Source organism: Streptomyces sp. NPDC050703 (genome assembly GCF_040654435.1).
Taxonomy (GTDB): Bacteria; Actinomycetota; Actinomycetes; order Streptomycetales; family Streptomycetaceae; genus Streptomyces.
The window spans coordinates 68,735-87,468 of record NZ_JBFAHX010000022.1; the positions used below are offsets into that span (position 1 = coordinate 68,735).

General features: G+C 73.9%; 17 protein-coding genes. 9 read left to right on the forward strand and 8 right to left on the reverse strand.

What is annotated here, in order from left to right:
- Positions 1 to 23 precede the first annotated feature (23 nt).
- Genes AB0I16_RS21150 through AB0I16_RS21170 form a run of 5 tightly spaced genes read left to right on the forward strand, consistent with a single transcriptional unit; the run spans position 24 to position 6,321 of the window.
- Positions 24 to 1,445 (forward strand): condensation domain-containing protein, encoded by a 1,422-nt coding sequence (locus AB0I16_RS21150; protein WP_363250988.1) that lies wholly within the window; start codon positions 24 to 26, stop codon positions 1,443 to 1,445.
- Positions 1,442 to 1,678 (forward strand): acyl carrier protein, encoded by a 237-nt coding sequence (locus AB0I16_RS21155; protein ID WP_363250989.1) that lies wholly within the window; start codon positions 1,442 to 1,444, stop codon positions 1,676 to 1,678. Before AB0I16_RS21150 ends, AB0I16_RS21155 begins: the two co-directional genes overlap by 4 nt.
- Positions 1,675 to 3,225, forward strand: a complete 1,551-nt coding sequence (locus AB0I16_RS21160; protein ID WP_363250990.1) for an AMP-binding protein — start codon at positions 1,675 to 1,677, stop codon at positions 3,223 to 3,225. Before AB0I16_RS21155 ends, AB0I16_RS21160 begins: the two co-directional genes overlap by 4 nt.
- 14 nt (positions 3,226 to 3,239) lie before the next feature.
- Complete coding sequence (locus tag AB0I16_RS21165) at positions 3,240 to 5,009, forward strand: non-ribosomal peptide synthetase (RefSeq protein ID WP_363250991.1); 1,770 nt, start codon at positions 3,240 to 3,242, stop codon at positions 5,007 to 5,009.
- The gene (locus AB0I16_RS21170) at positions 4,999 to 6,321 is read left to right on the forward strand and encodes a condensation domain-containing protein (RefSeq protein ID WP_363250992.1); all 1,323 of its coding nucleotides are present in this window, start codon (positions 4,999 to 5,001) and stop codon (positions 6,319 to 6,321) included. Before AB0I16_RS21165 ends, AB0I16_RS21170 begins: the two co-directional genes overlap by 11 nt.
- Here the strand turns inward: AB0I16_RS21170 and AB0I16_RS21175 are convergent.
- The 7 genes from AB0I16_RS21175 to AB0I16_RS21205 all read right to left on the reverse strand — a co-directional run bounded on the left by AB0I16_RS21175 (position 6,302) and on the right by AB0I16_RS21205 (position 14,051).
- Positions 6,302 to 7,045: a methyltransferase gene (locus tag AB0I16_RS21175; RefSeq protein ID WP_363250993.1), complete on the reverse strand. Its 744-nt coding sequence runs from the start codon at positions 7,043 to 7,045 to the stop codon at positions 6,302 to 6,304. The two genes, AB0I16_RS21170 and AB0I16_RS21175, sit on opposite strands and share 20 nt — an antisense overlap.
- 33 nt (positions 7,046 to 7,078) lie before the next feature.
- Positions 7,079 to 7,861 carry an SDR family NAD(P)-dependent oxidoreductase gene (locus tag AB0I16_RS21180; protein WP_363250995.1) on the reverse strand — a complete coding sequence of 261 codons (783 nt, stop codon included), beginning with the start codon at positions 7,859 to 7,861 and terminating at the stop codon, positions 7,079 to 7,081.
- Positions 7,862 to 7,866: 5 nt separating this feature from the next.
- Positions 7,867 to 9,186 (reverse strand): MFS transporter, encoded by a 1,320-nt coding sequence (locus tag AB0I16_RS21185; protein WP_363250996.1) that lies wholly within the window; start codon positions 9,184 to 9,186, stop codon positions 7,867 to 7,869.
- A gap of 3 nt (positions 9,187 to 9,189) precedes the next feature.
- Positions 9,190 to 9,780 carry a DUF5825 family protein gene (locus AB0I16_RS21190; RefSeq protein ID WP_363250997.1) on the reverse strand — a complete coding sequence of 197 codons (591 nt, stop codon included), beginning with the start codon at positions 9,778 to 9,780 and terminating at the stop codon, positions 9,190 to 9,192.
- Between the two features lies 1 nt (position 9,781).
- Complete coding sequence (locus AB0I16_RS21195) at positions 9,782 to 11,677, reverse strand: RiPP maturation radical SAM C-methyltransferase (RefSeq protein ID WP_363250998.1); 1,896 nt, start codon at positions 11,675 to 11,677, stop codon at positions 9,782 to 9,784.
- A 285-nt stretch (positions 11,678 to 11,962) separates the two neighbouring features.
- Entirely contained in the window at positions 11,963 to 12,808 is an 846-nt protein-coding gene (locus AB0I16_RS21200) for a ferritin-like domain-containing protein (RefSeq protein WP_363251000.1), read from the reverse strand.
- 343 nt (positions 12,809 to 13,151) lie between these two features.
- The gene (locus AB0I16_RS21205; RefSeq protein WP_363251001.1) at positions 13,152 to 14,051 is read right to left on the reverse strand and encodes a GNAT family N-acetyltransferase; all 900 of its coding nucleotides are present in this window, start codon (positions 14,049 to 14,051) and stop codon (positions 13,152 to 13,154) included.
- Between the two features lie 374 nt (positions 14,052 to 14,425).
- On the opposite strand from AB0I16_RS21205, the gene AB0I16_RS21210 reads away from it, so the two are divergent.
- The 4 genes from AB0I16_RS21210 to AB0I16_RS21225 all read left to right on the forward strand — a co-directional run bounded on the left by AB0I16_RS21210 (position 14,426) and on the right by AB0I16_RS21225 (position 17,521).
- Positions 14,426 to 14,974 (forward strand): EF-hand domain-containing protein, encoded by a 549-nt coding sequence (locus AB0I16_RS21210; RefSeq protein ID WP_363251002.1) that lies wholly within the window; start codon positions 14,426 to 14,428, stop codon positions 14,972 to 14,974.
- Between the two features lie 221 nt (positions 14,975 to 15,195).
- On the forward strand, positions 15,196 to 15,876 hold the full coding sequence (locus AB0I16_RS21215) for an ABC transporter permease (RefSeq protein WP_363251053.1): 681 nt from the start codon (positions 15,196 to 15,198) through the stop codon (positions 15,874 to 15,876).
- Positions 15,873 to 16,547, forward strand: a complete 675-nt coding sequence (locus AB0I16_RS21220) for an ABC transporter permease (protein WP_363251003.1) — start codon at positions 15,873 to 15,875, stop codon at positions 16,545 to 16,547. Before AB0I16_RS21215 ends, AB0I16_RS21220 begins: the two co-directional genes overlap by 4 nt.
- Before the next feature lie 32 nt (positions 16,548 to 16,579).
- Positions 16,580 to 17,521 carry an ABC transporter substrate-binding protein gene (locus AB0I16_RS21225; RefSeq protein WP_363251054.1) on the forward strand — a complete coding sequence of 314 codons (942 nt, stop codon included), beginning with the start codon at positions 16,580 to 16,582 and terminating at the stop codon, positions 17,519 to 17,521.
- Positions 17,522 to 17,551: 30 nt separating this feature from the next.
- On the opposite strand, the gene AB0I16_RS21230 is transcribed toward AB0I16_RS21225, so the two are convergent.
- The gene (locus AB0I16_RS21230) at positions 17,552 to 18,715 is read right to left on the reverse strand and encodes a betaine/proline/choline family ABC transporter ATP-binding protein (RefSeq protein ID WP_363251004.1); all 1,164 of its coding nucleotides are present in this window, start codon (positions 18,713 to 18,715) and stop codon (positions 17,552 to 17,554) included.
- Between the last annotated feature and the right edge of the window lie 19 nt (positions 18,716 to 18,734).

The following is an 18,734-nucleotide window of genomic DNA, read 5'->3' on the forward strand; positions in this document are numbered from 1 at the left end:
CGCGAGCAGAAGGGAACGCGCCAGTGAACGACCGCACCACACGCACCGGCGGAACGGCACCCGCGTTCCGCGCAGGACCCCGCCCGGAGACCGTCCCGCTGTCGTCCTCGCAGGAGCGGCTCTGGTTCCTGCTCCACCTCAACCGGGGCATGCGCGCCTACCAGTTCCAGGCCACGTTCGACCTGACGGGGACGCTCGACACCGCCGCCCTCGCGGACGCGCTCACCGAGGTGGTGAGGCGCCACGAGGCGTACCGCACGACGTTCGCCGACGGCCGCGAGGGGCCACGGCAGATCATCCATCCGCCGTTCCCCGTCGAGCTGCCCGTCGAGGACCTGCGCGGCGCCGCCGACCCCGAGGAGGCGGCCCGTGCCGCGGTGGCCGAGGCCGTCCGCGTCGACATCCCCTTCGACCGGCTCCCGCTGGTCACGTGGCGGCTGCTGCGCACCGGGCCCGAACGCCACGTCCTGCTCCACCTCGAACACCATCTGATCCACGACGGCTGGGGCTTCAACGTCTTCGTCGAGGAACTGTGCTCCCTGTACGGGGCGCGCGTGCGGGGCCTGCCGTCGCCGCTCCCCGAACCCGCGGTCCAGTTCGCCGACTACGCGCTCTGGCAGCGCGAGTGGCTCCGGTCGGCGGAGGCCGAGCGGCAGCGGGCGTACTGGACGGACCGGCTCGACGGCGCGCCGCCCTACTTCGACCTGCCCACCGACCGGCCGCGCACCGCGCGCCGCCGGTTCACCGGCGACACCCTGCGGGTCACCCTCCCCGCCCACGTCGCCGACCGGGTGCGCGACCTCGCACGGCGGGAACGCGTCTCGCTGTTCACGGTGATGCTCGCCGCCTTCGAGGTGCTGCTGCACGGCTGGTCCGGCAAGGACGACTTCTGCGTCGGCACCGGCATCGCGGGCCGCGTGCGCCCCGAGACCGACAGGCTCCTCGGCATGCTCGTGAACACCGTCGCGCTCCGCGCCGACCTCCGCTCCGTCTCCACCTTCCGGCAGCTGCTCTCCCGCGTGCGGGCGACCACGCTCGGTGCCGTGCAGTACCAGGAACTCCCCTTCGACCAGGTGGTCGCCGCGCTGCGCCCGCCGCGCGTCCCCGGCCGGCAGCCGTGGTCGGAGGTCGCCTTCGCCTTCCACGACTCCCCGCTGGGCGCCGTGACCATGCCCGGACTCGACGTCGCGGTGACCGTCGGCGTCACCAACGGCAGCGCCAAGTTCGACCTCAGCGTCATCGCCATCCCCCGCGCCGAACAGGCGCTCGGCGCGGGCGGGGACGCCGAGCGGGAGATCGAGACGATCTGGGAGTACGACCGCGAGCTGTTCGACGCCGCGACCGTCGCGGGGGCGGCCCGCCGCTACGAGGCCCTGCTGGACCGTGTGGCCGCCGACCCGGACCAGCACCTCGCCGACCTGGCCACGCCACCGGAGGAACGATGACCGAGGACGAGACCCTGCGCGCGGTGCGCGACGCCTGGGCCGAGACCCTGGCGGTCGACCCCGACGACGTACCGACCGACACCGGCTTCTTCGAAGCGGGCGGGAACTCGCTGCTCCTGGTGATGCTCTCCGAGCAGCTCGCGGAGGCCGTCGGGCGTCCGCTGCCCGTCGCTGACCTCTTCCAGCACCCCACGGTGCGCGCCCAGGCGGAGTTCCTCGCGGAGGACCGGTGAGCGGCACCCTCTACGAACTGTTCGCGGCCACCGCGGAGCGCGCGCCGGAGGCACCCGCCGTCGAACTGCCCGGGCGCACCCTCACCTACCGCGAACTGGGGCGGGCCGCCGACGCCCTGGCGCGGCGCGTCACGGCCCTACGGCCGGCCGCCGCCCGCGTCGGGCTCGCTGCCACCCGCAGCGCGGTCGCCTTCGCCGGCTACCTGGCCGCGCTGCGGCTCGGCGCGGCCGTCGTGCCCCTCAACCCCGAGCACCCCGACGAGCGGCTCGCCCGGGTCGTGGAGCAGGCCGCCGTGGACGTCGTGGTGACCGACGCCGCGGCGCCCGCGGGCCACACCTGGGCGAGCGGCCTCCCGGTCCTCACGGTCACCGACGAGGACGTCCTCACCGACGACGGCACCCGCACCGGCCCCCGCGGCGCGCTGCCGCCGTACCGGCCCGACCCCGACGCCACCGCCTACGTCCTGTTCACCTCCGGCACCACCGGGCGCCCCAAGGGCATGCCGCTGCGCCACCGGCACGTCCTGCCCTTCGTCCGCGAGTGCCTCACCCGCTACGAGGTCGGGCCGGGGTGCCGCATGTCGCACACCTTCGACCTCACCTTCGACCCGTCCCTGTACGACCTCTTCGTCACCTGGGCCGGCGGCGCCGTCCTCGTCGTGCCCGGCCGCGCCGAGATGTTCAGCCCCGTCGACTACGCCGTCGGACGCGCCCTGACCCACTGGTTCTCCGTTCCCTCCGCCGTCTCCGTCAGCGCCCAGCTCGGCACGCTGCCCACCGGCCGGAGCCCGTCGGAGGCACTCACCACCCTGCGGTACAGCATCTTCGGCGGCGAGCAGTTCACCCTCGGCCAGGCGCGCCTCTGGCACGCCCTCGCCCCCGGCTCCCGCATCGACAACGCCTACGGCCCCAGCGAGACCGCCATCGCCTGCGCCGCCCACCGGCTGCCCCGCGACCCCGCCCACTGGCCCCGCACCTCCAACGGCACCGTCCCCATCGGCCGGGTCTTCGACCACCTGGAGTCCCGGCTCGACGAGGAGACCGGCGAACTCCGCGTCCGCGGACCGCAGCGCTTCGACGGCTACGCCGACCCCCGCGACGACGCCGGACGCTTCCTCGGCCTCCCGGACGGCGAACGCCCCGGGCCGGAGCACTTCTTCCGCACCGGTGACCGGGTCGGCGTCGAGGACGGCCTGCTCGTCCACCTGGGCCGCCTCGACGACCAGGTGAAGATCCGCGGCCTGCGCGTCGAACCCGGCGACGTCGAGGCGAGCATGCGTCGGCTGCCCCAGGTCCACGACGCCGTCGTGACCGCCGTACGCCGCGACGGCGTCGCCGAACTGGTCGCCTGCTACACGGGCGAGGCCGCGCCCGCCCGCGACCTGGTCCGCGCCCTGCGCGCCGGCCTCCCCGTCCACCTCGTCCCGCGCCGCTTCGTGCACCTGGCGGAACTGCCCCTCGGCGCCAACGGCAAGACCGACCGCCAGGCGCTGCGCGCCCTCGCCGACCGGGCCGCCCACGACCCGAGCGACCATCCCAAGCAGTGACTGGAGGAGCTGACATGGGCCTGCTGCCCGGCACCGCGACGTCCCGCCCCGCGGACCCGACCATCCCCGAGCGCTTCGCCGAACAGGCCCGCGCCCACCCCGGCAAGGACGCCGTCGTGGACGGCGCGCACACCCTCACGTACGCCGAACTGGACCGGCGCTCCGACCGGCTCGCCCGGTCGCTGCGCGAGCGCGGCGTCGGCGAGGAGACCCGGGTGGGCCTCCTCCTCGACAGCGGGCACGAGCTGATCGTCGCCATCCTCGCCGTCCTCAAGGCCGGGGGCGCCTACGTCCCCGTCGGCCCCGGGCTTCCGCACCGCCGCCGGGAGGACATGCTGGCCGACGCGGACGCGGACGTCGTCGTGCGTGCCGAGGACGTCGGGGCGGCCGGCACGCGGGACGCGGAGGACGCGGAGGGCGGCGTAGAGCCGGTGGCGGGGCCGCGCTCCCTCGCGTACGTCCTGTTCACCTCAGGGTCCACCGGCAGGCCCAAGGGCGTGATGATCGAGCACCGGTCCGTGCTCCGCCTGGTCCGCGGCGGCGTCGTGCCGCTCGGCCCCGAGGACCGGGTCGCCCAGGTGGCCGACCCGTCCTTCGACGCCTTCACCTTCGAGGTCTGGGGCGCGCTGCTGAACGGCGCCACCCTCGTCGTCCTCCCCCGGGAGGCGGTCCTCGCGCCCGGCGAGCTGAAGCGGCTGCTCGACACCCACCGCGTGACCACCCTGGTCCTCACCTCCGCCCTGTTCAGCGAGGTCATGGCCGACCGGCCGGACAGCTTCGGCGGGCTGCGCAACCTCATCGTGGGCGGCGACGTGCTCGACGTCTCCCGGGCCCGCGGGCTCGCATCGGCACCCCCCGCCGACCGGCCCGACCGCTTCGTGAACGGCTACGGCCCCACCGAGACGACGGTCTTCGCGGTGTGCGGCCAGGTCGACGACGTCCCCGCCGACGCGAGGAGCGTGCCCATCGGCCTGCCCGTCGCGGGCAACTCCTGCTACGTCCTCGACGAGCGGCTCCGACCGGTGCCGGACGGCACTACCGGCGAGCTGTTCATCGCGGGCCCGGGCGTCGGCAGGGGATACGTGGCACGCCCCGAAGAGACCCGGGAGCGCTTCCTGCCCGACCCCTTCGCCGAAGAAGGCACGGACGGGGGCGAGCCGGTGATGTACCGCACCGGCGACCTGGTCAGCGTCCGCGCCGACGGCACCCTGGACTTCGTCGGCCGCGCCGACAACCAGGTCAAGATCCGCGGCTACCGCGTCGAGCCCGGCGAGGTGGAGGCCGTCCTCGCCACCCACCCCGGCGTCCGGCAGGCGGCGGTCACCGTCGACGAGACCACCGGGGACCGGCGGCTGGTGGCCCACGTGGTGCCCGCGGCGGACGACGGCACCGCACCCGAGAAGCTGCGCGAGTTCCTCGCGGACGCGCTGCCGGAGTGGATGATCCCGGCGGCGTTCCGCACCACGGGACGGCTGCCCCTGACCGCGGCGGGGAAGGTCGACCGCCTCGCCCTCCAGGCGCTGCCGGTGGCCGCCCCGGACACCGGCGGCGAAGCACCCCGCACCGACCTCGAACGGCGGCTGGCCGAGACCACCGCCGACATCCTCGGCCTCCCCTCCGTCGGCCTGACCGACGACTTCTTCGCGCTCGGCGGTCACTCGCTGCTCGCCATGCGGCTGGTCTCCCGCGTCAACGACGCCTTCGGCACGGACCTGGACCTCGGGGCGTTCCTCTACGACCCGACCGTGCTCAGGCTGGCCGCCGAGGTCTCCCGTGAGCAGTGACCACCCGTGCTCGCACGCCCAGCGCAAACTGTGGATACTCGACCGGTTCCACCCGGGCTCGGCCGTCTACGCCGTCCCCCTCGTCTACCGCGTCGAGGGCGGCCTGGACGGCACGGCGCTCGACCGCGCCCTGAGCGAGGTGGTCCGCAGGCACGAGGTGCTGCGGACCGCCTACCGGCTGCGGGCCGGCGCCGTACGCCAGGTCGTCAGGCCCGCGGAGGCGGTGCGCGTACCCGTCGTGGACGTCTCGGGACACGCGGACCCGGACGCCGAGGCGCGCCGCCGCGCCGAAGCGGAGGGCCGCCGCCCGTTCGACCTCGCCGCGGGCCCGGTCATCAGGCCGCTGCTCCTGCGCACCGCCGCCGACCGCCACCTGCTCTGCCTGACCCTCCATCACATCGCGTGCGACGGCTGGTCGCTGGGCATCCTGGAGCACGAACTCTCCGTCTGCTACCGGGCGGCACTGCGACGGGAGCCGTCCGGACTGCGCCCCCTCGACGAACAGTACGCCGACTACGCCGCGTGGGAGGCGGGCCTGCTGACGCGGGCCAGGACCGGTCCGCTGGTCGAGCACTGGCGCGCCCACCTCGCAGGAATCCCCGCCCCCGCGACCCTCCCGGCCGACCACGAACGCCCCGCCGTCCATCGGGTTTCGGGCGGACACGTCGGCTTCACCGTCGAACCGGAGGTGGCCGACCGCGTCGTGACGCTCGCCAGAACCTGCCGGGCCACGCCGTTCGCCGTGCTGCTCGCGGCGTTCGCGGCCCTGGTGCGGCTGCGCGGCGGCGGCACCGACGTCGTGGTCGGGGCGCCGGTGACCTCCCGGCGGCGCGAGAGCCACCACCGGATGATCGGCATGTTCGTGGACACGCTCGTCCACCGCGTCGACGTGTCGGGGCGGCCCGCCTTCACCGACCTCGTCCACCGGGCCCGCGACGAGAGCCGCCGCGCGCTGGCACACCGGGCCGTACCGTTCGACCTGCTCGTGGAGGAGCTGAAGCCCCCGCGCGACCCGGGCTTCAACCCCGTCTTCCAGCTCATGCTCGGCTACCAGGAGGTCACCCGCGAAGAGGGCGAGGGGCGCGGCCTCACGCTGCCGGGCTGCGACGTGCGCCGGGAGTTCGGCGACACCGCGACGGCCAAGGCCGACCTCTCCCTGACCGTCACGCGCTCGGGCCGCGACCTCTCGGGGCGCCTGGAGTACGCCACCGGCCTCTTCGAGGCGGCGACGGCACGGGACATCGCCGGGCAGTTCCGCGCGCTCCTCGCCGCGGGCACCGCCGACCCCCGGCTCACGCCGGGTCGGTGGTAGCGGTGCGGCGGAACTCGTAGAGCACGTACACCAGCGACGTCGGGCCGCCGTCCGTGCCGCTGCCGGGGCCCGAGTAGTCCGCGGGGAGGGCGAACTCCTCCCTGCGGTACACCGAGGCGGTGAACCCCGCCCGCGCGGCCAGCTCGTGGAGGTGGGACGGGTTCCCGAGGGTCTCGCTGAAGCCCAGGAAGACGCGGGTGGCCCCGGTCATGTGCCCGCCGAGGCCGGCGAAGAACGCGGCGTGCGTCCGGTAGCCGGAGTCGAAGGCCGCGTAGTCGATCTGGCTGCGGTACTCGTGCCCGGCCGGCGCCTCCACGAACGGTGAGTTCCAGTAGATCAGGTCGAACGTCGTGCCCTCGTCGAGCCCGGCGAACAGATCACTCGTCAGCGTGGTGACCCTGTCGCCCACCCCGTGCCGTACCGCGTTCAGCCGGGCCGTCTCGGCCGCGGCCGGATTGATGTCGAGGGCGCAGACCCGCGAGCACCCCCGCATCGCCGCGACGACGGCCGTCACACCGGCCCCGCAGCCGACTTCGAGGAAGCTGTCCGCCTCCTCGTACGGCAGCCACGAGGTGAAGAGCTTCGTGGCGACCGCGTTGCCCGGCCACACGTCGGGCAGCAGATGCCATTCCAGGTCGAAGGCGGTGAAGGTGTCCTGGGGCGGGCGCTCCCGGAACCGGGCGATGTCCCACTGACCCACGTCGTAACCGAATTCATTGAGCATGCGAGGACTCCTGGGGGAAGGGCGGCACGGTCGTCAGTAGCGGGCGTCGAGTGGATCGACCGTGAGTTCCGTGACGCGCGCGTGTGCGGGGCGGCTCAGCACCCACTCCACACCGGCCGCCACGTCCTCGGCCAGCAGCGGGTGGTACGGCCAGTCCGCGACGTCGTGGACGCGCGGGTCCCGGGCCCCCGCCAGGACCGAGGCGAACTCGGTGTTGGTCGCGCCGGGCGAGATCAGGCAGATCCGGCAGCCGGGGGCGGGCCGCTCCTCCTCGGCCAGCGACCTGACGAACCCCGCGAGACCGTACTTGGTCGCCGCGTACGGCGCGTAGCCCGGTGACGGCCGGGTGCCGAACAGGGAGCCGATGACCACCAGGTCCCCGCCCGCGGCGTCCAGCGCCGGGAGGAGGGCGCGCACCAGGAGCATCGGGGCGAGGAGGTTGACCCGCAGCTGCGACTCCCACGGCCCGGGGTCGGCCTCCCGCACCGGCCCGTGGCCGCGCCCGTGGCCCGCGGCGAGGACGGCGGCCGTCAGCGGGCCCGGGAGGGCCGCGAGAACACCGGTGAGCGCGTCGGACAGCTCGTCGGTGCGCTCCAGGTCGAGCGGCACCGCGAGCGCGGCGACACCGTGCTCGGCCGAGACCTCCCCGGCCAGCGCCTTGAGCCGGTCCTCGCGCCGGGCGACCAGGACCAGGTCGTGACCGCGGGCGGCGAGCCTGCGGGCCGTGGCCGCCCCCATGCCGCTGCTCGCTCCCGTGACGAGCGCCGTTCCCGCCGTACCGTCCGCCGCACCGGGCATCCGCGTGCTCCTGTCCATGGGTGTCAAGGCTTCTCCGCCGCTCGTTCGACGTCGGCGAGCAGATCGCGCGGGAAGCAGAGGCTGCTCGCGCCCGCGAGGGCGACGGCCGCCGCCCCGATCAGCACGGGCACGATGCCGGCGCGGGAGGCGAGCGCGCCGCCCAGGAAGGCGCCGACGGGCAGGGTGGCGGTCAGGACGGCCTGGAGGAAGGCGTTGACACGGCCCAGGAGGTGCGCCGGTGTGACGAGCTGCCGCCCGGTGGTCATGGCGATCGACCACACCGTGGCCAGCAGCCCGAACAGCAGCTCGTACAGCACCAGTACGGGGAAGGCGGCGCCGAGGGAGGCCGCGGGGATGAGGAAGAGGGCCGCGCCCGCGCCGAGGGCGCACACCTGGATGGCGCGGGCCATGCCCAGCGCGCGGGTGGCCGCCGTCGCGACGAGCACCCCGGTCCCCATCCCCACGGCGTACGCGGCGAACACCGTGCCGAGCTGCCACGAGGGCAGGCCCAGATCCTGGTCCGCGTACAGGACGAACAGCCCGCTTCCCGCGCCGCCGCCCAGATTCAGCCCGGCTGCGGCCAGCGCCTGCCGGCGCAGCAGCGTCTCGCGCCGGATCACCGCGAGGCCCTCCCGCAGGGCGCCGACGCGGGACCTCGCGCCCGTGCCGCCGTCGCCCGGGGGCCGGTTCAGCGCCACCGGCAGCGCGAGGAACAGCGCCCCGGCGACGGCGTAGGCGGCGCACTCCACCAGGAGGGCGGACGCCGGGTCGACGAAGCCGATCAGTACACCGCCGAGTGCGGGGCCGCCGATCAGACCGACGGTGCGGGCCCCGGTCAGCCAGGAGTTGGCGGACAGGAGCCGTTCCGCGGGCACCACGCGGGGCAGGCAGGACTGCGACGCCACACTCTGCGTGGAGCTGAGCGCGCCGGAGACGGCCGCCGCGGCGAAGAGGTGCGGCCAGGTCGCCCCGGACACCGCGGCCACCAGCGGCACACTGCCGATGACGGGGACCTGGGCCCAGGTGGCGCCCACCAGGAGGCGCCGCAGCCGGGCCCGGTCCACGGTGACCCCGATCAGCGGGCTCAGCAGGACACCGGGCAGATAGGTCATCGCCAGGAGCGCGGAGGCACCGAGCGGGCCCGCGTCGAGGTGGGCGATGGCGAGCAGGGGCAGTGCCAGAGCCGTGACCTGGCGCCCCACCGAACTCGTCAGCTGCTCCACGACGAGGAGCACCAGCGGCCGGCGCCCGCGCGGCGGCACCGGCCCCGGACGCGCGGACTCCGGCGCGGGCGGGCCGGACTCCGGGGGCACGGACGGTTCGGTGGTGGGGGTCGATCCCATGCGTCAGATTCCTGTGTCGGGCACCGGCCAGTGGCGGATGCGTGGTGGCAGGGTCACCGCCCAGCCCCGGGTGACCAGGACGAGGCCCTCGGCGGCCAGGACGGACACCGCCTCGCGCCCCGTACCGCCGAGGTCGTCCAGGGCGGTCGGGCGCAGGCAGGTGCGGAACGTGGCCACCAGGTCGGGGTGGTCCAGGGTGAGGCGGACCGCGGCGTCCGGGGCCCGGCGGTCCTTCACCTGGACGAAGCCCGGCCCCTGCCGGTGGTAGAACCGCCCGTACGCACAGGCGGAGCGCCACTCCTCCGACGCCGCCGGCCCGTCCGGTGGCGGCAGGTGGTGCAGATGGCGGAGGGCGAAGTCCACGTCGGCGGGGGCACGGAGCACGGCGTCGGCCTCCGGCAGCGACCAGGTCACCGTGAGCGCGTGGCTCTGGCACTCCCGCAGGAACTGGACGGCCCGTGCCGTGGACCTGCCGCCCGCGCCGAGCGGCACCGGCTCGGCGACGACGACGTGGTGGCCTTCGAACCGGTGGGGCAGGACATCGGGCAGGTCCGGCCGGTCGGGCGCGACGAGGGACGGCTTCGCGGCGGGCACCTCACACCACTCCTTCGGGGGTGGGGCTGCCGGTGCGCAGCAGGACGTCCTGTCCGGGGGCGCGTACGGCCACCGCCCGGGTGGGCAGCGCGAGAAGCGTCCCACCGTCCCGGAACACCAGCCCGTCGGCCAGGAGCGCCCGGCCCCACGCGTCGAGGGCGGCCGGGGGCACCTCGTGCCCGGCCTCGGCCAGGTGCCGCCGGAGAGCGCCGAGGGTGCGGCCGTGGTCGAGCAGGCGGAACGCGGCGGCCTCCCAGCCCGTCAGCCGGTGGGTGCGCCGCGGCCAGCCCTCGCGTTCGTCGTGGATGATCAGCGCGTCGTCGCCGTCGGCCGGTGGTTCGAGGAACAGCCGCGACGACGGGTAGGCGGTCGCCCACCGGTCGATCTCCTCCACCAGGCGCCGCTCGACCTCGCCGCGGATGCCGGCGGCCGGCGTGTCGAACAGGAAGACCATGTCCCGCAGTTCCTCCGCCGGCAGCTGGTAGACGTGCCGGTAGATGTCGCTCGGGCGGCGGTTCGTGAACCCCAGGGAGGGATCGGTGAAGTGCGGGCTGAAGCGTTCGAGCGCGATCCGGGTGGCGCCGTTCGGCGGCTGGAGATGGCGCAGGGCGGGCAGTTGCTCGATGATGTCCGTGTAGTCCTCGTCGCGCTCGCCGGGGAAGCCGTACAGGTAGTTCCACACGCAGGTGAGGGCGTGGTTCTCGCACTCCCGCATCGTGCGGACGTTGCGGGCGCCGCTGACCCCCTTGTCCATCAGCCCGAGGACCCGGCTGCTCAGGCTCTCTATACCGGGCTGGACATGGGTGACCCGGGCCCGGGCCAGCAGGGCGATCTGCTCCCTGGACAGGTTCGACTTCACCTCGTAGTGGATGCGCAGGTCCCACGGGCTCTCCGCGACCCGGGGCAGGAAGTCGCGGAAGTAGTCCATGCTGATGATGTTGTCCACGGTGATGACGTCCAGCAGCTTGTGCCGCTCCACCAGCCGCCGGATCTCGGCCCACAGCTGTTCGCCGGACTTGGCACGGAACTCCATGAGACTGCCGTTGAGCCCGCAGAACGTGCAGTGGTGCTTCTCCCCCCACCAGCAGCCGCGGGCGCCCTCCACCACGATCTTGGGCTCCACGAACTCGGCCACCGGCGAGGACTCGATGTCCTGCTGCCAGTCGTCGTAGTCGGGGCTCGGCAGCAGCCCGACGGGGAGGGTCCCCCGCGCCTCCCGGTTGGCGCGCGGCGTACCGGCGTCCCACCAGCAGACTCCCGGTACGTCGGCGGGGGCGGTGCCGCGCTCGACGTGGGCGAGCAGCGCGGGGAAGGTCTTCTCCGCCTCGCCCCGCACGACGTGGTCGAGGAAGGGGTGGTTGCGGTGCAGGGCGTGGCCCATGACGCCGTCGCAGTTGCTCCCGCCGAGCACGGTCACGACCCCGGGCCGCAGGCGCTTGATCTCGCGTGCGAGGGCGAGCGACGGCACGTTCTGGAGGAAGGTGCTGGTCATGCCGACCACGTCGGGATTCGACGCGAGCACGTCGCGGGCCGCTTCGGCGATGAACCCGGCGGCGTACGGGCGCATGCGCAGCACGCTGTCGACGGATGTGCCGGTCCTGGCCGCGTAGGCGGTCAGCCGGTCGACGCCCCACTGCTCGTCGTCGTAGAGGGAGCCCGAGAAGACCCAGTCGCCGAAGCCGTCGAACACCTGGTCGTCCGCGACGGTCATGTACTCCTGGGGCGTCAGTTCACCGCCACTGTGCGACAGCAGGTACTCGGCCCAGCGCAGCCATCCGTGGTACTCCGTGACCTCGTCGGCGGGCCGTTCCCTGGTGAGGAGGGAGCGCAGGAGACCCACTTGCAGCGACGGCATCTCAAGGGCGTGCCACGGCATGGAGACGAGCGCGATACGCATTCCTGGCCTTCCGGGGTGTGCGATCCGGGCTGGGTGTGGTGGGGGCGCGCGATCCGGGCCGGGCGCGGCGGGGGTGTCCGATCCGGGCCGCCTCCCTGTGCCGGTCGGTGGCGGGCGGTGCCGGGCGGTGGCGGCCGGGTGCGGAAAGGCGGCCGTACCGCAGCGGTACGGCCGCCTTCGCGCGGGACTAGCGCTTGGCGTCGTCGCTCACGCGACGGGTCGTACCCACGCTGTACTTGTTCGCCGCCTTCGTCTGGGCGCGGACCGCAACCTTCTTGATCTCCATCAGACCTCCATGGTCTCTCGAATGTGTTTGCGGCGCCGGGACAGTCGCACTCGGTCGTCCCGGACATTCAGGAGCACCCGCATCCGGGTGGCGTGCCGTGCCCTGAGCCAGGCGGCGACCTGTGCCGCCGGGGTCGCGGGGAGGAGACGGTGCACCAGCGAGGCCAGCGCGTCCACGTCGTTGTGCTTCAGCACGGTCTCCTCGGCGGCGAGCAGCAGCCCCGCCGGCAGACGGCGCAGCCGCTCCGCGCCGGGGCCGTGGGTGAGGTAGGCCATGCCCAGGGCGACATGGCGGGACTCGTCCCTGCGGACCAGCCGGTAGATCTCACCGAGGCCGTCCTCGCGCAGCCCCTGGACGAACCACCGGAACTCGTCGGCGGCGAACCCCTCGGCCAGGGTGTGGGCCAGGAAGCGGGCGGTGTAGTCGTCCAGGGACCACAGGTCGCGCGACAGCTCCTGCTGTGCCTCACCGGGCCCCTTGACGGTCCCCGCGACGGTGTGGGCGTAGTGGTGGAAGACGGCCGAGTGCTTCGCCTCGTCGGCCACCGCCGTGGCGAGGACCAGCTTCATGTCGGCCTCGGAGCACTCGTGCAGCAGCCCCGCCGCCACGTCCATGCCGACCTGTTCGGCGTACGCGCTGCCGCTGGCGAGCAGCCAGGAGAGCTCGGAGGGAGCGGCGGCCCCGGTCCGGTCGCGCAGCACCCGGTGCACCTCCCGGGCCGGTTCCCAGTCGTGTGACCTGGCGTCACGGATGAACCGGTGGTGCAGGTCGGGGACGCCGCGGTCGCGATAGGGGGCGACCGTGGACCGAGGCGGTCCGGGCAGAGCATCCGCGGTCCCAGCCATTCATCTCCCCGTCGCCGTCCCGTGGTCGATGTCGGTTGCAAGCAAAGCACGGAGGGTCCGCCTGTTCGACCCCGTCCGTCGCTCGCACAACGCGAACACGCCACCGCCCCGGTGGCCACGCGGTTCCCCGCCTCCCGCGGATGATTCCCCCTTGAACTGGGACGCTCCCTACGCCCCGGCCCGCCGGGGAGAGCCGCCGGGGGAGGCAGGCGGGGGCACTGATGATGGCCGGAACTGAACGGGAGAGCAGACCGGTCACCAGTGGGTCCCTTGGGGGGTCGGTCGATCGGGAGGGGCCCGGACCCGTCCTCGGGCCGGGCCCCTCGACGCGTGCCGGCCCTCGCTAGGCCGCTTCACCCGCCGGGTGGAAGTTGATGCGTTCCCTGACGACGGGGAAGCCGGCCCTCGTGAAGTGCGCGGCCATGGGGAAGTTGCCCCGGTCCGTCGCTCCGGTGACGGACTCCGCGCCCTGCTCGACGAGGAAGTGGGTGCACTCCGCGAGGAGGTCGTAGGCGTAGCCCCGGCCGCGCTGCTCCGGGACGACTCCGATGAAGCCGATGGTCGGACCGGAGGGGTTGTGGGCCGGGATGTGGATGCCGGCCAGGTCGCCCTCCGGCGTGTACGCGGTCTGCCACCACTCCCGGGGGGAGGGGCACCAGTGGAAGAAGTCGAGTTCCTCCTGGGCGGCCCGGTCGAGGCCGCCCTCCTCGGTGGCCCGGAGCGCGTGGGCGTCCAGGGTGACGGAGTGGATGCGGCGCAACGCGTCGAAGAACACGCCGTCGTCGGGTTCGGCGCCGAAGCGCAGGCGTCCGGGCCGCTCGGGCAGACCCCGCTCCGGGGTCCAGCGGTACAGGAAGCGCTCCACCAGGAGTTCGTACCCGGCGGCTCGTGCGGCGGCGAAGCGCGACTCGGCACTCGCGCGCAGGCCGGGCCTCTCCCGCCAGCCGCCCGGCAGGTTGATCTCCAGTTCGACCTGCCAGGGAGCGGAGCGCAGGAGCTGGGCCCCGGCCTCCTCCTCGCCCTCGGCCACGTCGAACCAGTTGATGTTCATGGGCTCCGAGTCGTCGGGGCCGCCCCACCACGCGCCGCGTGCGACGACCTCGCCGTCGCGCAGGGCGACGCGCTTCCATTCGGGGCGGAACCGGGTACGCCGGTGGCCCTCACGGGCGCCCAGCGGGTCGGGCAGTGCGTCGAAGAGCTGGGCGTCGCTCGCGGAGAGCGCGCGGATGACCACATCGGTCATGGATTCCTCCGGGATACAGGCTGCTTGGAGCGCTCCCGGTCACCACTCACGAAACACGCCGGGACAGCGAGAGGAGGGAGCGCTGGAAAGGTGTGAACCACATGGCACTCGCCTCCTTCCGTCCGTCTCAGGGCGTGGAGCCACACCCTAAGCGGACCACCGCGGGCCCGTCCACGGATTTCTTCGCGGGTGCCCTGCCCTGCCCTTGCCTGCCCTGGCCTGCCCTGCGCCCGATGGGCCGCGTCGTCCATTCGGGTGGGGGAGCGCGGAGCGGGCCGGTTCACCCGGCGGAGCCCGCGTCGCCCGGCCCCGCGGCGGGCCGGGCACACTACGGTGAACGCCACTTGACGTCGTAAAAGGGGAGTTGTCGCCTGATGCGGGACACCGGGCTGCGGGCCAAGTACATCCATCGATTCCATGTGGAGGACGCCGACGCGGACGGCGTCGTCGACCGGTCCGACATCCTCCTGCGCGCCGAGCGGCTGATCGACGGCATGGGCGAGCCGGTCGGCTCCCCGCGGGCCGCCGCGGTCCTGGCCGGGGCCGAGGCGTACTGGCAGCGGCTCGCCGAGCTGGCCGGGGTCGACGACGACGGCGAGCTGACCGAGGACGTGTACGTCCAGACGCTGGAGGAGGCCGTGCAGACCGGCGCGATCGCCGGCCTCGTCGCCCCTTCCGTGGAGGCGCACGTCCAGCTGGCCGACAGCGAGGGCACCGGCACGGTGGTCCTGGACGACTTCATCCGCGCCCAGGTGGCGTCCGGCATGTCCACGGCCATGGCGGGTGAGGCGTTCGCGGCCCTGGACCGCGACGGGGACGGCCGGATCACGGTGGAGGAGTGGCAGCGGGCGGTTCTGGACTACTACACGAACGCGGACGCGGACGTCCGGGCCCCCGGGAGCCTGGTGATGGGGCTCCGCTAGCAGGGCCGCGGGCTCCGTCAGCAAGGCCGCGGGCTGAGCCGGCAGGCTGCTGCCCCACGGCCGCCGCGTCGCACCGCGTCCTCGTGCGGTGCGGACGCGCCGCGAGCACGGTCAGGTGGGGGAGGGCCCAGGGTCCGACCCGTACGGGTCACTCCAGCGCGCCGCCGCCCGCCACCCCGGCCTTGAATGGCCGGATGAGCCGGATGAGCCGGATGAGCCGGATGACCGGGCCGCCCGACGACTGCCTGGCGCGCAACGAGTGGATCTGCGGTGAGTATCTGAGCACCCGCCGCCAGATCCTCGTCGACGCGGTCGTGCAGCATCTGCAGCTCACGTCCGTCTCCGTACTGATCGCGCTCGTCGTCGCCGTGCCCCTCGCCGTCCTCGCCCGCCGCTGGGGCTGGGCGGCGGGCCCCGTCCTCGCGCTCACCACGGTGCTCTACACGATCCCCTCGCTCGCGATGTTCTCGCTGCTGCTCCCGGTGTACGGGCTCTCCGCTCCGCTCGTCGTCGCCGGCCTCGTCCTCTACTCCCTCACCCTGCTCGTACGGAACATCCTCGCCGGGCTGCGCGCCGTCCCCGAGGAGACCCGGCAGGCCGCGCGCGGCATGGGCTACGGCCCCATCCGGCTCCTGCTCGCCGTCGAACTGCCGCTGGCGCTGCCCGCCGCCATGGCCGGGCTCCGCATCGCCATGGTCTCCGCCGTCTCCCTCGTCACCGTCGGCGCGATCGTCGGCTTCGGCGGGCTCGGCAACCTCATCTACGCGGGCATGAACACCTACTTCAAGGCGCAGGTGCTCACCGCATCCGTCCTCTGCGTCGTCATCGCCGTCGCCGCCGACCTGCTCCTTCTCGCCGTACAGCGGGCCCTGACGCCCTGGACGAGGGCGGGGCGCGCATGAAGACGCTCGGCGACGCCTGGGCCTGGCTCGGCGATCCGGCGCACTGGGCCGGCGACGACGGCATCTGGCACCGGCTCACCCAGCACCTCGTCCTCACCGTCGTCTGCCTGCTGATCAGCTGCCTCGTCGCCCTGCCCGTGGCACTCGTCCTCGGCCACCTCGGCAGAGGCGGCGCGCTCGCCGTGAACCTCTCCAACGTCGGGCGCGCGGTGCCCACCTTCGCCGTACTCGTCCTGCTCCTCCTCACCCCCCTCGGCACCTGGGGGGACGGGCCGACCGTCGTCGCCCTCGTCCTCTTCGCCGTGCCGCCGCTGCTCACCAACGCCTACGTGGGCATGCGCGGCGTCGACCGCGGCGTCGTGCGGGCGGCGCGGGGCATGGGCATGACCGGGCGGCAGGTGCTGTGGAAGGTCGAACTCCCGCTCGCCCTGCCGCTGGTGCTCAGCGGGGTCCGCATCGCCGCCGTCCAGCTCGTCGCCACCGCCACCATCGCCGCGCTCGCGGGCGGCGGAGGTCTTGGCCGGATCATCACGGCGGGGTTCAACCTGGCGAGCACTCCGCAGGTCGTGGCGGGCGCCGTGCTCGTGGCCGGGTTCGCGCTGGTCGTCGAGGGGTTCTTCGAGGCCGCCGAGCGCCTCGCGCCGGGACGGCTGCGGGGGAGGGCGGAGTGAGGGGCCGGGTGCGCAGCGCGGTGCTCGGCCGGGTGAGGGGCCGCGTGGCGGGGGCGGCGGTGGCCTCGCTCGCCGTCCTCGCCGGCTGCGCCACGGGGCCGTCCCTGGAGAACCGGGGCGAGGTCACCGGGCCGCCCGGCGACAGCAGGAACCTCACGGTCGGCTCCGCGGGCTTCACGGAGTCCGACCTGCTCGCCCAGATGTACGCCCTCCTCCTGAACGAGGCCGGCTACGGCACCAAGATCCTCTCCGTGGCCAACCGCGAACTGTACGAGCCCGCCCTGGAGTCCGGGCAGATCGACGTCGTCCCCGAGTACGCGGCGACCTTCGCGGACTGGCTGAACGCCAAGGAGAACGGCGCCGACGCCGAGCCCGTGGGCTCCCCGGACGTGGACGCGACCATGGAGGCCCTGCGCCGCCTCGCGGCACCGCGTGGCCTCACCGTCCTCGACCCCGGCGAGGCGGTCGACCAGAACGCCTTCGCCGTCACCGCCGCATACGCCCGGCAGCACCGCCTGAAAACCCTGTCCGACCTGGGCAGGTCAGGTCTGGAGGTGCGGCTCGCCGCCGGTGACGAGTGCGTACGGCGGCCCTACTGCGCGCCGGGCCTGAAGAAGGTATACGGCATCGAACTCACCGGCGTCGACCCCAAGGGCGTCGGCACGACCCAGGCCAAGAAGGCGGTCCAGAGCGGGCAGGACCAGATGGTCCTCACCACCTCCACGGACGCGACCCTCGACGACTTCGGCCTGGTGCTCCTCGACGACGACAGGCACCTCCAGAACGCGGACCACCTCGTCCCCGTGGTCAACCGCTCCCGCGCGGGCAGCAAGGGCGTCGCGCGGGCGCTGGGCCGCCTGGCCGGGGTCCTCACGACGCGGGACCTGGCCGCCATGAACGAACAGGTCGACAGCTGGCGCCGCCTGCCGCAGGACGTGGCGCGGACGTACCTGGAGCGCAAGGGCCTCCTGTGAGAGTCCGGCAGCTGTCGGCGGGCGGAGCGCTCACGCGTCGGCCACCGAGTCGAACTCGACCTGGCTCCGCGCGAGCCCCCGCGCGTCCGCGTCCACCGAACGCCGCAGCGCCTCGTGCAGCTTCGCCGGGGTCAGGACACCCAGGAAGCGCGCGCCGTCGAGCACCGCGACCCAGCCCGCGTCGTGCTGGAGCATCACGCCGAACGCCTGCTTCAGCGGGGCGCCCACCGGCACCCAGGCGTTCATGCGGTGCGCCAGGTCGCCGACCGTGCCGCCGGAGCCGGCGAGGCCGACCTCGTCGACACCGACCCAGCCGTGCAGATCGCCGTCCGCGTCCAGGACGACGGCCCAGCGCGCCTCCTCCTCGCGCAGCCGGGCCGCGGCCTGCTCCGCGGGCTCGTCGAGCCGGGCGGTCGGCGGCTGCTCCAGGTCGGCCGGCTGGATCTCCGTCACCGAGAGCCGCTTGAGCCCGCGGTCGGCGCCCACGAACTCGGCGACGTACGGCGTGGCGGGCGCCCCGAGCACCGCCCCCGGCGTGTCGAACTGCTCGATGCGCCCCCGGCCGTAGACGGCGATGCGGTCGCCGAGCCGGACCGCCTCCTCGATGTCGTGCGTGACCAGCAGAACCGTCTTGCGCACCGCCGACTGCATCCGCAGGAACTCCTCCTGCAACTGCTCGCGCACCACCGGGTCGACCGCCCCGAACGGCTCGTCCATCAGGAGTACCGGCGGGTCCGCGGCGAGCGCGCGGGCGACCCCCACCCGCTGGCGCTGACCCCCGGAGAGCTGCTCGGGGTAGCGGGAGCCGAACGTCTTCGGGTCGAGCCCCACCAGGTCGAGCAGTTCCGCGGCCCTGGCCCTGGCCCTCGCCTTCTTCCAGCCGATGAGCGCGGGCACGGTCGCCGTGTTGTCCAGGACCGTACGGTGCGGGAAGAGCCCCACCTGCTGGATGACGTAGCCGATCCGGCGGCGCAGGCGCACCGGGTCCACGCCCGCGATGTCCTCGCCGGCCACGAGGATGCGGCCCGACGTGGGCTCGATGAGCCGGTTGACCATCATCACGGTGGTGGTCTTGCCGCAGCCGGAGGGTCCCACGAGGGTGACCAGTTCACCCTCGGCCACCTCGAAGGAGAGGTCGTCCACAGCCGTCGTACCGTCCGGGTAGCGCTTGGTCACCTGCTCGAACCGGATCATGGCCACACGCTAGCCGCGC

What these genes read in the sequence shown, in the direction of transcription:
- AB0I16_RS21155 (WP_363250989.1), top strand. Translation starts at nt 1,442, where the DNA reads ATGACCGAGGACGAGACCCTGCGCGCGGTGCGCGACGCCTGGGCCGAG.
- AB0I16_RS21165 (WP_363250991.1), top strand. Translation starts at nt 3,240, where the DNA reads ATGGGCCTGCTGCCCGGCACCGCGACGTCCCGCCCCGCGGACCCGACC.
- AB0I16_RS21175 (WP_363250993.1), bottom strand. Translation starts at nt 7,045, where the DNA reads ATGCTCAATGAATTCGGTTACGACGTGGGTCAGTGGGACATCGCCCGG.
- AB0I16_RS21180 (WP_363250995.1), bottom strand. Translation starts at nt 7,861, where the DNA reads ATGGACAGGAGCACGCGGATGCCCGGTGCGGCGGACGGTACGGCGGGA.
- AB0I16_RS21185 (WP_363250996.1), bottom strand. Translation starts at nt 9,186, where the DNA reads ATGGGATCGACCCCCACCACCGAACCGTCCGTGCCCCCGGAGTCCGGC.
- AB0I16_RS21195 (WP_363250998.1), bottom strand. Translation starts at nt 11,677, where the DNA reads ATGCGTATCGCGCTCGTCTCCATGCCGTGGCACGCCCTTGAGATGCCG.
- AB0I16_RS21200 (WP_363251000.1), bottom strand. Translation starts at nt 12,808, where the DNA reads ATGGCTGGGACCGCGGATGCTCTGCCCGGACCGCCTCGGTCCACGGTC.
- AB0I16_RS21205 (WP_363251001.1), bottom strand. Translation starts at nt 14,051, where the DNA reads ATGACCGATGTGGTCATCCGCGCGCTCTCCGCGAGCGACGCCCAGCTC.
- AB0I16_RS21210 (WP_363251002.1), top strand. Translation starts at nt 14,426, where the DNA reads ATGCGGGACACCGGGCTGCGGGCCAAGTACATCCATCGATTCCATGTG.
- AB0I16_RS21215 (WP_363251053.1), top strand. Translation starts at nt 15,196, where the DNA reads ATGACCGGGCCGCCCGACGACTGCCTGGCGCGCAACGAGTGGATCTGC.
- AB0I16_RS21220 (WP_363251003.1), top strand. Translation starts at nt 15,873, where the DNA reads ATGAAGACGCTCGGCGACGCCTGGGCCTGGCTCGGCGATCCGGCGCAC.
- AB0I16_RS21230 (WP_363251004.1), bottom strand. Translation starts at nt 18,715, where the DNA reads ATGATCCGGTTCGAGCAGGTGACCAAGCGCTACCCGGACGGTACGACG.